13 protein-coding genes are annotated in these 11,981 nt (G+C 68.9%); all 13 read left to right on the top strand.

Annotation, left to right across the window (positions count from 1 at the left end):
• Positions 1 to 2 precede the first annotated feature (2 nt).
• The 13 genes from EOINJALH_RS01940 (at position 3) to EOINJALH_RS32485 (ending at position 11,919) form a co-directional block, all read left to right on the top strand.
• Positions 3 to 371, top strand: a complete 369-nt coding sequence (locus EOINJALH_RS01940) for a DUF1924 domain-containing protein (RefSeq protein ID WP_088278627.1) — start codon at positions 3 to 5, stop codon at positions 369 to 371.
• Between the two features lie 22 nt (positions 372 to 393).
• Positions 394 to 858 carry a diheme cytochrome c gene (locus EOINJALH_RS01935; RefSeq protein WP_088278626.1) on the top strand — a complete coding sequence of 155 codons (465 nt, stop codon included), beginning with the start codon at positions 394 to 396 and terminating at the stop codon, positions 856 to 858.
• A 7-nt stretch (positions 859 to 865) separates the two neighbouring features.
• Positions 866 to 1,618, top strand: a complete 753-nt coding sequence (locus tag EOINJALH_RS01930; RefSeq protein WP_255406945.1) for a cytochrome b/b6 domain-containing protein — start codon at positions 866 to 868, stop codon at positions 1,616 to 1,618.
• A 44-nt stretch (positions 1,619 to 1,662) separates the two neighbouring features.
• Positions 1,663 to 2,325 carry a winged helix-turn-helix domain-containing protein gene (locus EOINJALH_RS01925; RefSeq protein ID WP_088278624.1) on the top strand — a complete coding sequence of 221 codons (663 nt, stop codon included), beginning with the start codon at positions 1,663 to 1,665 and terminating at the stop codon, positions 2,323 to 2,325.
• Positions 2,326 to 2,383: 58 nt separating this feature from the next.
• Positions 2,384 to 3,775 carry an ATP-binding protein gene (locus tag EOINJALH_RS01920; protein ID WP_234413621.1) on the top strand — a complete coding sequence of 464 codons (1,392 nt, stop codon included), beginning with the start codon at positions 2,384 to 2,386 and terminating at the stop codon, positions 3,773 to 3,775.
• Positions 3,772 to 4,509 (top strand): sulfurtransferase, encoded by a 738-nt coding sequence (locus tag EOINJALH_RS01915; protein WP_234413620.1) that lies wholly within the window; start codon positions 3,772 to 3,774, stop codon positions 4,507 to 4,509. The genes EOINJALH_RS01920 and EOINJALH_RS01915 overlap by 4 nt, the downstream gene beginning before the upstream one ends.
• Positions 4,510 to 4,525: 16 nt before the next feature.
• Positions 4,526 to 5,482 carry an alpha/beta fold hydrolase gene (locus EOINJALH_RS01910; RefSeq protein WP_088278622.1) on the top strand — a complete coding sequence of 319 codons (957 nt, stop codon included), beginning with the start codon at positions 4,526 to 4,528 and terminating at the stop codon, positions 5,480 to 5,482.
• Positions 5,483 to 5,666: 184 nt separating this feature from the next.
• Positions 5,667 to 7,877: a type VI secretion system Vgr family protein gene (locus EOINJALH_RS01905; RefSeq protein ID WP_088278621.1), complete on the top strand. Its 2,211-nt coding sequence runs from the start codon at positions 5,667 to 5,669 to the stop codon at positions 7,875 to 7,877.
• Positions 7,878 to 7,893: 16 nt separating this feature from the next.
• Positions 7,894 to 9,297: a DUF2169 domain-containing protein gene (locus EOINJALH_RS01900; protein WP_088278620.1), complete on the top strand. Its 1,404-nt coding sequence runs from the start codon at positions 7,894 to 7,896 to the stop codon at positions 9,295 to 9,297.
• Positions 9,290 to 9,646: a DUF4150 domain-containing protein gene (locus tag EOINJALH_RS01895; RefSeq protein ID WP_088278619.1), complete on the top strand. Its 357-nt coding sequence runs from the start codon at positions 9,290 to 9,292 to the stop codon at positions 9,644 to 9,646. The genes EOINJALH_RS01900 and EOINJALH_RS01895 overlap by 8 nt, the downstream gene beginning before the upstream one ends.
• Before the next feature lie 12 nt (positions 9,647 to 9,658).
• Positions 9,659 to 10,627: a hypothetical protein gene (locus tag EOINJALH_RS01890; RefSeq protein ID WP_088278618.1), complete on the top strand. Its 969-nt coding sequence runs from the start codon at positions 9,659 to 9,661 to the stop codon at positions 10,625 to 10,627.
• 43 nt (positions 10,628 to 10,670) lie between these two features.
• On the top strand, positions 10,671 to 11,561 hold the full coding sequence (locus EOINJALH_RS01885; protein ID WP_144289811.1) for a hypothetical protein: 891 nt from the start codon (positions 10,671 to 10,673) through the stop codon (positions 11,559 to 11,561).
• On the top strand, positions 11,518 to 11,919 hold the full coding sequence (locus EOINJALH_RS32485) for a contractile injection system protein, VgrG/Pvc8 family (RefSeq protein ID WP_088278616.1): 402 nt from the start codon (positions 11,518 to 11,520) through the stop codon (positions 11,917 to 11,919). The genes EOINJALH_RS01885 and EOINJALH_RS32485 overlap by 44 nt, the downstream gene beginning before the upstream one ends.
• Positions 11,920 to 11,981 lie beyond the last annotated feature (62 nt).

The following is an 11,981-nucleotide window of genomic DNA, read 5'->3' as shown; positions in this document are numbered from 1 at the left end:
CGCTGCTGACCGCGCTGACCGCCGCGCCCGCCGCACGCGCCGCCACCCCGGCAGAACTGCTGGCCGGCTACAGCTCGCAGGCCGGCAGCGCCGGTGTGGCCACCCGCGGGCAGCAGTTCTTCACTGCCCGCCAGGGCAAGGAATGGAGCTGCTCGTCCTGCCACGGCGCCACGCCCACCGGCACCGGCAAGCACGCGTCCACCGGCAAGCCGGTGACGCCCCTGGCGCCGGCGGCCAACCCCGAACGCTTCACCGACACCGCCAAGGTGGAGAAGTGGTTCCGCCGCAACTGCAACGACGTGGTCGGCCGCGAGTGCACCGCCGCCGAAAAGGCCGACGTGATGGCCTGGCTGCTGGCGCTCAAGTCCTGACCCCTTCCACCGGAGACCGCCCATGACCCCAACCCGCCCCACGATCGTCGCACTGCTGCTGGCCGCCGCCCTGGGCACCGCCTGGGCCGACAGCGGCCCGCGCGTGCCGCTGCTGCCCAAGTACACGCAGGAATGCGCCGGCTGCCACGCGCCCTACCCGCCCGGCATGCTGCCGACGGCGTCGTGGCAGCGCCTGATGACGAACCTGCCGCGCCACTTCGGCACCGACGCCTCGCTCGACGACGCCCTGCAGAAGGAGTTGTCCACCTGGCTGACGGCCAACGCCGGCACCGGCAAGCGCAGCACCTCGACACCCCCGCCCGAGGACCGCATCACCCAGTCGCCGTGGTTCACGCGCGAGCACCGCGAGGTGAGCGCCGCCACCTGGAAGCACACAGCCGTGAAGAGCGCCGCCAACTGCGCCGCCTGCCACACCCAAGCCGACACCGGAGACTACCGTGAGCGCAACATCCGCATCCCCCGCTGAACACGGCCTGTCGCCGGACGGCTCCAGCAGCAGCGCCACGCACGCGCCGTCGTCGCGCGCCGTGCTGGTCTGGGACGCCCCGGTGCGCCTGGCGCACTGGCTCATGGTGGCCAGCTTCGCCGGCGCCTACCTCACCGCCGAGAGCGAGCGCTGGCGCCTGCTGCACGTGACGCTGGGCTACACGCTGGCCGCGCTGGTCGTGTTCCGCCTGGTGTGGGGCCTGGTCGGCACGCGCCATGCGCGCTTTGCCAGCTTCGTGCGCGGGCCGCGCGCGGTGATGGCCTACCTGCGCAGCCTGCTGTCGCGCCACCCCGAGCACCATGTGGGCCACAACCCGGCCGGCGCGCTGGCCATCATCGCGCTGCTGGCCACGGCACTGCTGATCACGGCGACGGGCTACGCCACCTACAACGAGCTCGGCGGCGAGTGGCTGGAAGAACTGCACGAGGGCGCCGCCAACGCGATGCTGGCCCTGGTGGCCGTGCACATCGGCGGCGTCGTCGTGTCGAGTTGGCTGCACCGCGAGAACCTGGTGCGCTCGATGGTCACCGGCCGCAAGGACGCGTCGCCCGACGAAGGCATCCGCAGCGCTTGGCGCAGCCTGGCCGCGATCATGCTGGTGGCCGTGCTCGGCTTCTGGTGGTGGCAGTGGCAGAGCGCGCCGACCGGCGACCTGTCGAGCAACGCGCCGACGGCCACGCAGGCGCCGGGCCACGACGACCGTGGCCGGGGCAAGGGCCGCGACCGCGACGACGACTGAGCGTCGAACGGCCCAGACACCCGCCGCCGCAGGACAATCGCCCGATGCGCATCCTCCTCGCCGAAGACGACCCGCTGCTGGGCGATGGCCTGAGGGCCGGGCTTCGGCAGCTCGGCTTCCAGGTCGACTGGGTGCGCGACGGTGCGGCGGCAGCGCGGGAGCTGCGCGCCGAGCCCTATGCCGCCGCGGTGCTCGACCTGGGGCTGCCGCTGAAGGACGGGATGGACGTGCTGGCCGAGACCCGCCGCGCCGGCCTGACGATGCCGATCCTGGTGCTGACCGCCCGCGACGGCGTGCCCGACCGCATCCGCGGACTGGACGTGGGCGCCGACGACTACGTGGTCAAGCCGGTCGATCTGCACGAGCTGGCGGCGCGGCTGCGGGCCCTGGTGCGCCGGGCCCACGGCCAGCCGCAGGAATGCCTGCGCGCGCAAGGCCTGGTGCTCGACCCGGCCGGGCACACGGTGCAGCTGGCCGGCGCCGAGGTGGCGCTGTCGTCGCGCGAGTTCGACCTGCTGCACGCGCTGATGCTCAACGCCGGCCGCGTGCTGTCGCGCGAGCAGCTCGAGCAGCACCTGTACAGCTGGGGCCAGGAAGTGGACAGCAACGCCATCGAGGTGCACATCCACCACCTGCGCCGCAAGCTGGGCACCGACACCATCCGCACCGTGCGCGGCGTGGGCTACCTGATGCCACGCGATGCATGAGCGTGCCGGGCCGCCCCCGGGCGCGAACCCCGAAGCGCGCAGCGCGGAGGGTGGTGCAGTGACTGCCCCACCATCGCCGCACTCGCCGCATTCGCTGCAGGGCCGCCTGACGCTGCTGGTGCTGGGCCTGGTGGCCGCGGTGTGGGTGGTGACGGCCGTGGTGATGTGGCGCGACGTGCAGCACGAGCTGGACGAGCTGCTGGACAGCCACCTGGCCCAGGCCGCAGCCCTGCTGGTGGTGCAGCAGGCCGGCGATGCGCACGAGGACGACGACCACCACGTCGACGCGCCACTGCTGCACCGCTATGCCACGCGCACCGCCTTCCAGGTGTGGCACCAGGGCACGCTGGTGCAGCGCTCGGCCAACGCGCCCACCACGCCGATGCTCTCGGACAGCAAGCACTTCAAGACCGGGTTCCGCTCGGTGACGATGGGCGGCGAGGACTGGCGCGTCTTCGCCGCAGAGGGCCCCGAGCACGACGTGCGGGTCTTCGTCGGCGAACAGCTCGCGTCGCGGCGGTCCATCCTGTGGGCCGTGCTGCGCAGCACGCTGTGGCCGCTGGCCCTGGCGCTGCCACTGCTGGCGCTGGCCGCCTGGTGGGCGGTGCGGCAGGGCACGGCGCCCTTGCGCCGGCTGGGCACGCAGCTGGCGCAGCGCGGCCCGCGCGCACTCGAGCCGGTGCGCATGGACGGCGCGCCGTCCGAAATGGCGCCGATGCTGGACGCCCTGAACGGCCTGTTCGACCGCATCGGCACGTTGATGGAATCCGAACGCCGCTTCACCGCCGACGCCGCGCACGAGCTGCGCACGCCGATCGCCGCCATCCGCACCCAGGCCCAGGTGGCGCTGGGCGAATCCGACGCCACCTTGCGCCGCCATGCCCTGCAGTCCACGCTGGCCGGCTGCGACCGCGCCACGCGGTTGGTGGAGCAGCTGCTGACGCTGTCGCGGCTGGAAGCCAACGGCGCCCGCCCGGCCGCTCCGGTGGACCTGGCCGCCGTGGTGCGGCGGCTGGTGGGCGAACTGGCCGCGCCGGCCATCGACAAGGCGCAGACCATCGGCTTCGACGTGGCGCCCAACGACGACGCCCGCTGTCCGGTGGCCGCCGACGAAACCCTGCTGGGCGTGCTGGCGCGCAACCTGATCGACAACGCCATCCGCTACAGCCCGGCCGGTGCCACGGTGCAGGTGGCCGTGGTGCGCGAGGCGCGGCGGGCGCGGCTGGTGGTGGAGGACGGCGGACCGGGCCTGTCGGACGCCGACCTGGCGCGCCTGGGAGAACGCTTCTTTCGCGTGTTGGGCAGCGGCGAGAGCGGCAGCGGCCTGGGCTGGTCCATCGTGCGCCGCATCGCCGCCGCGCAGGGCGCCGAGGTGACCGTTCAGCGCTCCGCCGCGCTGGGCGGGCTGCGGGTGGAAGTGGCCTGGCCGCTCCTAGAATCGGCGGCGTGAACCTGCCCGTCCTCAACGTCTCCACCTACCGCTTCGTCCCGCTGGACGACCTGCCCGCGCTGCGCGAGCGGCTGCATGCCGACGCGCTGGCGCGCGGCCTCAAGGGCACGGTGCTGCTGGCCGAGGAGGGCATCAACCTGTTCCTGGCCGGCCCCACCGACGCACTGCGCGGCTGGCTCGACAGCTTGCGCGCCGATGCCCGCATCGCCGGGCTGGAGGCCAAGGAAAGCTTCAGCGCCGACGTGCCCTTCAAGCGCCTGAAGGTGAAGGTCAAGCGCGAGATCATCCGCATGAACATGCCGGCCATCCGCCCGGTGGCCGGCCGCGCACCCGCGGTGGCGCCGGCCACGCTGGCGCGCTGGCTCGAACAAGGCCACGACGACACCGGCCGCCCGGTGGTGATGCTGGACACGCGCAATGGCTTCGAGGTGGACGCCGGCGCCTTCGAGGGCGCCATCGACTGGCGGCTGCACAAGTTCAGCGACTTCCCCGCGGCGCTGGCCGCCCACCGCGAGGCACTGGCCGGCCACACCGTGGTCAGCTACTGCACCGGCGGCATCCGCTGCGAGAAGGCGGCCATCGTGATGCAGCAGCTCGGCCTGCCGCACAGCTGCCAGCTCGAAGGCGGCATCCTGAAGTACTTCGAGGCCACCGGTGGCCGCGCACCCGGGTGGCAGGGCCGCTGCTTCGTCTTCGACGAGCGCGTGGCGCTGGACACCGGCCTGGCGCCCTGAACCCGGCAAGGCATCGATGGCCAGCGCGCTGATCCGCCTGTTCGGCATCCTGTTGATGGTCACCGCGCTGGCGGTGCCCTTGATGCGCGCCCCCGACCGCGCGGTGGAAACGCTGGTGGCGCGCTGGGCACCACCGCCGTCGGAGTTCATCGACCTGCAGGGCCAGCTGGTGCACTACCGAGACGAAGGGCCGCGCGGCGACGCGGTGCCGCTGGTGCTGCTGCACGGCACCTCGGCCAGCCTGCACACCTGGGACGGCTGGGTCAAGGCGCTGCGCGGCCAGCGCCGCGTGATTCGCCTCGACCTGCCCGGCTTCGGCCTCACCGGCCCCTATGCCGGCCCCTACGCCGGCCGCGCCTACACCGGCGCCAACGACGCCCGCTTCGTGCTGGACGTGCTGGCCGCGCTGAAGGTGCAGCGCTTCGCCATCGGCGGCAACTCGCTCGGCGGCGAGGTGGCCTGGCGCGTGGCGCTGCAGGCGCCGCAGCGGGTGGATCGGCTGATCCTGGTCGACTCGGCCGGCCAGGCGCTGGCACCCGAATCCGTCCCGTGGGCCTGGCGCCTGGCTGCGCTGCCGGTGGCCGGTCGCCTGATCGAGCACCTGCTGCCGCGGCCACTGGTGGTGTCGGGCCTGGTGGACGTGTACGGCGACGCCCGGCGCATCGACGACGCGCTGGTCGACCGCTATTTCGAGCTGACGCTGCGCGCCGGCAACCGACACGCGCTGGGCCAGCGCATCGAGCACCTGCGCCACCCCGAAGACGCGGCGCTGATCGCCACGCTGAAGCTGCCGACGCTCATCCTGTGGGGCGGCCGCGACCGCCTGATCCCGCCGGCCATCGGCCAGCGCTTCCACCGCGACATCGCCGGCAGCACGCTGCAGGTGTTCGACGCGCTGGGCCATGTGCCGCAGGAAGAAGACCCGGTGGCCACCGTGCAGCCGGTGAAGGCGTTCCTGGGGCTGGCCCCCTGACGGGGCCGCCAACGCAGGCCAAGGCGCCTGGCGGAGGCGTCGCCAGGATCCACATCCTCTTACACCCCCGTTCGGGCGTCACCCCTTTGGGTGGGCCTGGGTCACCCTGTTTGAACGCTAGACTGCCAGCCTCGCTCGGCCGGCACCGTCCCGACCGGCCGACCGCTGTACAGGACCACCCGCCATGCCCCCACCCATCACCATCTCGACGCCGCTGCCGGCGGCCGACCTGCGCTTTGCGTCGCTGGCCTACACGGCGCGGCTGAACACGCTGGAAGAGATGCGCGTGCGGCTCATCGCCGACCGGCCCGACCTGTTGCCCGAGGCGCTGCTGGGCCAGCCGGTGGACGTGGCCATCGCGCTGCGCGACGGTGCCACGCGCCACCTGCACGGCCACGTCACCCGTTTCGGCCTGGGCACGCACCAGGGCCGGCACTTCGGCTACGAGGCCACCGTGCGGCCCTGGCTGTGGTTCCTCACCCGCACCAGCGACTGCCGCATCTTTCAGCACCAGACCGTGCCGCAGATCGTGTCCGCCGTGTTCGCCGACCACGGCGCCATCGCCAAGTTCGAATTCCGCCTGTTCGGCACCTACCGCAGCCGCACCTACACCGTGCAGTACCGCGAGACCGACTTCAACTTCATCGCCCGGCTGCTGGAAGACGAAGGCATCGCCTGGTACTTCGAGCATGCCGCCGGCGAGCACAAGCTGGTGCTGGTGGACGCGGCCGCCGCGCACCCGGTGGCCGCCGGCTGCGCCGACCTGCCCTTCTACGGCAACGCCGGCCAGGTGTCGTCGGACGTCGAGTACATCTCCGACTGGCACTTCGCCCGCAGCGTGGAGACGGGCCGCACGGCGCTGTCCAGCTACGACTTCGAGAAGCCCTCGGCGCTGCTGGGCGCCGACCAGGCCCAGGTGCGCGGACACAGCCTGGCCGATCACGAGCAGTTCGACTGGCAGGGCGACTACACCCAGGCCGGCGAAGGCCAGCACCTGGCCGGCGTGCGCCTGGAAGAGCTGCAAAGCCGCCACGAGCACCTGAGCGGCGCGACCAACGCCCACGGCCTGGCGGTGGGCCAGCGATTCGGCCTGAGCCGCCACCCGCGCGAAGACCTGAACACCACCTACCTGTGCCTGCACGCCCACATCACCGCGCAGGTCAACGCCGAAGAATCCGGCCAGGCCGCCGGGCAGTTCCATTGCAGCTTCAGCGCGCTGCCGGCCACCCAGCAGTTCCGCCCGCCACGCACCACGCCCAAGCCCTTCGTGCAGGGGCCGCAGACGGCCGTGGTGGTGGGCCCGGCCGGGCAGGAGATCTTCACGGATCAATATGGCCGGGTGAAGGTGCAGTTCCACTGGGACCGCTACGGCCAGCGCAACGAGAGCAGCAGCTGCTGGGTGCGCACCAGCAGCCCCTGGGCGGGCAAGAGCTTCGGCTTCGTGCAGGTGCCGCGCATCGGGCAGGAGGTGGTGGTCGACTTTCTCGAGGGCGACCCCGACCAGCCGTTGATCACGGGCCGCGTCTACAACGCCGAGCAGATGCCGCCGTGGGAGCTGCCGGCCAACGCCACGCAATCGGGCGTGCTCAGCCGGTCGAGCCTGGGCGGGGCCTACAGCCACGCCAACGCGCTGCGCTTCGAGGACAAGAAGGGCGAGGAGCAGCTGTGGCTGCACGCCGAGAAAGACCAGCTCACCGAGGTCGAGCACGACGAGGACAAGTGGGTCGGCAACGACCGGCGCAAGACCATCGACCGGGACGAGACGAACCACATCAAGCGCGACCGCACCGAGACGGTCGACCGCAACGAAAAGATCACCGTGCACGGCTGGCGCACCGAGGAGGTGGACGGGGACGAGACGATCACGATCCACCAGAACCGCACCGAGCGGGTCGATCTGAACGAGAAGATCAGCATCGGCAAGAACCGCAGCGAGGACGTGGAGCTCAACGAGCAGATCGAGATCGGCCAGAACCGCAGCGAGTTCGTCGGCGCCAACGAGACGGTGCACATCGGCGGCAGCCGCAGCGTGACCATCGGTGGCGCCAAGAGCGAGTCGGTGGGCGCCACCAAGACCGAGACCATCGCGGTGGCCAAGGCGCTGTCGATCGGCGCGGGCTACGCCGTCACCGTGGGTGGCGCGATGAACACCGCCGTCGGGCTGGCGCAGTTCGAGGAGGTGGGGCTGGCCAAGACGACGATGGTGGGAATGAACTACTCCAACACCGTCGGCGACACCTTCAGCCTGTCGGCCGGCAAGGCCATCCAGCTCAAGGTCGGCAAGGCCAGCCTCACGATGACGGAGGACGGCAAGGTCACGATCGTCGGCACGGAGTTTCTGTTCGATGCGTCCGGACCGGTGCAGATCAATGGCAAGGACATCGACCTGAACTGATCGCGCGGTCCGCCCCATGAAGTTCGTCAACCTCACGCCGTTCGGTGCGCTGGCCTACCGCGGCATCGATGCGCACGACCGCGGCCATCACGTCTTCGCGATGCGCACGGTGTACCGCCTGCGGCGCGCGAACGCCCACCTGCAGCTGCCACAGGATTGGTTCGACGCCGAATTGATCGACGAAGACGCGCCGGGCCTGATCACCGAAGACTCGTTCGTCAGCGACGCCGGACGGTCCAGCACACTGGCCGAAAGTGACCTGGTCCCGTTCAAGCCACGGTGCGACGTGCTGGTGACAGGCCAGGCGCATGCGCCTGGCGGCCGACTTGCCAAGTCTTGGGTCAGCCGACTGCGCCTGTGCCTGCCGCAGTTGGACACCGACCCGGCCCGGCGAAACCACGTGCCGCCATTGCGTGCTGACGATGACCCGGACTTCGACCAGCGGGTGGCTTGGCAGATGCAAGCCGACCACGCCAGGCGCGAGCATCCCGCACCACCCGGGCCGAATGGCGAGCTTGCCTGGCAGGTGGTGCTGGACAAGCGCCTGCGCGTGCACGGCCCCCGCCACTTCGTGCGCGGCGCCCTCGGTCGCTGGACGCTGGGCTCGGCGCATCCCGTCGCGGCGGTGCCGTTGCGCTACGAACATGCCTGGGGCGGCGCCAGCGTCGTGCCCAACCCAGAGCACCCGCGCGATACCTCGGCGCCAGAGCACCTGCTCAACGAGGTCTGCTACTCCAATCCGCTGGGTTGCGGCTGGTTGCACGCGGGGTACTTCAAGGCTTTGAAGCGCGCTCACCTGCCATTGCCTCACGCGCTGCCGGCGCCGCAGTTCGAGTACCCCGACGACCCGGTCCGCCATCTCGAACAGGTCGAGCAGGCGCCTGGACTGGACGTTGCCCACATGGCCGAAGTCTGCGCCCGCCAGGCCCGCCGGCCCGCCGGTCTCGGCCCCTTGGGTCGGCCTTGGACGCCGCGCATACAGCAGGCCGGCACCTACGACAAGACCTGGCTGGAGCAGCACTGGCCCAACCTGCCTCGCGACTTCGACATGCGCTATTGGAACTGCGCCCCCGCCGACCAGCAGATCGCCTACCCACGACCCGACTTCCTGCTCGAACTGGGCCATCTGATCGACCCCGCGCTGGCGCCCACTGGGCAAGCGGTGGTGCCGATGCCGGGCCACCGTGCCGCCGTTCTGCTGCACCTGAAGAGCGGCCTGATGATGCAGACCGAATGCGTCATCGACACGGTGCATGTGGACACCGACGCGATGACCGTGGCCCTGGTTTGGCGCGCTTCGGTGTCCGACGCGCTGGGGATCGAGCGCGCCGAGGCCCGGTTCGAGATCGACCCGGGCAAGCCGTTGATCACGCTGACGCCGACCCGGTCCGAGCCCAGCGAGGTGATGGCACATGGCTGACAACTACGCCGCCCGCAAGCAAAGCGGCTGGACCATCTACAGCGTGCCGCCCGATGTGTGCAAGACCCCGATGGGCAGTGCCATGGTGCCCGTGCCCTACCCGGTGACTTCCGACCTGGAACAGGCCTTCGGCGTGGTGCCGACCGTGCGGTTCAACGGCCACCCGGTGGTGGTCTTCGATCAGAGCAAGACGCCCAAGACCAAGAACGACGCGCCCGGCAAGGGCACCGGCATCAAGAGCGGCACGGTGGAACTGCAGTGCGAACCCATCGACAAGAGCAGCAGCGTGCGCGCCGGCAAGAAGTGGATCGTGCGGCACGGCGACGAGTTCTGGATGAACGGCAGCTGAGCCGCACCGCGCATGGGCACCTACAACACCAAGGGCGTGCTGCTCGAATCGCCGGCGGTCAGCTCTGGCAAGGCCGGCGACGCCAACGCGCAGGTCAAGGCAGCGGACACGCAGATCGAGGCGATCGACGCGCTGCAGATGCTGCTCGACGTGGTGGGTCTGATCCCCGGCGCGGGGGCTCCGGCCGATCTGCTCAACGGCATCATCTCCGCTGCCCGCGGCGACTTCATCGGCGCGGGCTTGTCGCTCTTCGGCGTCGTGCCCATCGCCGGAGAGGCCGCCACGGTGGCCAAGATCGCCAAGAACAGCGAGAAGTACCTTCAGGCGCTGGACGTGGTGGCCAAGAAGGTGGTGCCCCATCTGCCAGCCTCGGTGGGACGCAAGGTCGAGGATGCGATCGCCCAGGCGCGGAACAAGATCGACGAGATTGCGGGGAACAAGCCGCCAGCTGCGGCGTCGAAAAGCACACCGGACGACGCGCCAAAGGCGAAGAATGAGGGGACCGACGGGGGCAAGATCAAGGGCAAGAAGTCGGTCGAGAAAGGAAAGTGCGGCGAGTTCCTGGCAAGAATGGACATGGCCCAGGATGGCTTCGACGAGATCGTCTCGGTGCAGAACAACTCCGGCCACGGCGTCGATCTGATAGGCCGGAACAGCAAGACTGGTGAAGTCAAGGTCTGGGAGGTAAAGACTACCGAGACCGCCAAGGCGCCTCCATTAAGCAAGGATCAGGCGACTTTGGGGGGAGAGAAGTTCACCAACAATCGGCTCGATCGCGCGGCTCGTGGGCAGGGGAACTACGGCAAGGTGCCTGAAGCAATTGACAACGCAGAAAAAACAATTGAGTGGATCAAGAGAGCCAAGAACCGAAACGCGCCAGTTCTTTACGAAAAGCGAGAAGTCTTCGTGGACGATCTGGACAAAGGCTGCGTCAAACACCCAAGCCGCCCATCGCATTCAAAGCCTTGGTCTGCGAAATAGCATTTGGAGTTGACTGATGGATCAATCAAAGCAAATCTCTAGATTGCACAAGAAGATCAGCAAACATTTCGCCGACTTTCTCACCATGCCAATCTTCTTCAAGAATTTCAGAGACAAGCCACCAGCGTACTTTCGCGAGTACATGAGTGGAGAAGACGATTGTGCGCTCGTTGCAGACCGGGCCTCCAAGCTCCAGACCTGGAGCTTTTCAACGTACGCCAATGCCGTGCTGAATGAAGGACATTACCCGCTCACTGACCTGGCATTGTCTGCACGCTGCGCCCACGCAACGGTGAAGTTCGAAGAAGCGTTTGCCGATGCGGGTAAGAACGGCACTCTGGTCATCGAGAACTCCGTGTTCTTCCTGTCACTGAACATTCTCGCCGGCTGGAAAGACGAAGCTGCATCGATCGGACTTTCGATTTACCACGGGCTCGACACCAGTCTGCTCGGCCTGCGACATACTCCCGACCATCAGGCCGGTACGCTATACCGTCACTTTTGGTTTCTGCTGCAACTCTATTGCGACGCCCGCAGCATTTCGCTAGACACGTCGCTGTATTCGTACCCGCCCGACATGTCACCCTATGCAGCTGTGTTGGCCGACTGGCGCACAACCGATCTCGACAAGGTGCAGGGATTCGTCTCGGCCATGGCCGACTTCCACCTGCAGCATGCTAGGTTCACCCAGCACGATGAGGTCGCGGAGTTCGACACCGAGGACCGCATGTTGTTCCCGCACGAGATCCTCAGCTACCTGAGGCTGCGCGAATGGGCGGGACTGTCCAATCCATCGACCTTCGAGCACCCGCTGATGCACCACCCAATGGCCAGGATGCCCTCGACGGTGCCGCTGCCAAAGCCTGAGACACCGTTGCTGGACGCAGTGATTGAGAAGTTCCGGACCGAGTTTCCTGGTAGTTTCGAAGGCTGACGCACGCCGCGGGACCAGTCGCTGCCGCGCGGTCACGTTCCGGCCGACCTCGAGCGGTACGACGGCGGGCCACAGCAGCCAATTGTGTGACGGCCAGCACCTGGACGGCGTGCGCGTCGAAGAACTGCAGAGCCGCCACGAGCACTTGAGCAGCGCGACCAACGCCCACGGCCTGGCGGTGGGCCAGCGCTTCGGATTGAGCAGCCATCCGCGCGAGAATCTCAACACCCTGTACCTGTGCCTGTACACGCAGACAGCCGCGCAGGTCAATGCCGAAGAGTCCGGCCAGGGCGCCGGGCAGTTCGACCATTTCACAGACTCAAGGCAAGTGATCATTCAATGGATCTCGGCAGGCTAATCACATGGCAGTTTCAAGTGCGAAGTGCAACGCCTGGGTTAATGAACTGAGGATGATGGTTT

Origin of the sequence: Ideonella sp. A 288 (genome assembly GCF_002198735.1) — a bacterium.
Classification (GTDB): Bacteria; Pseudomonadota; Gammaproteobacteria; order Burkholderiales; family Burkholderiaceae_C; genus Pseudaquabacterium.
This window is presented reverse-complemented; position numbering and strand designations above follow the sequence as displayed.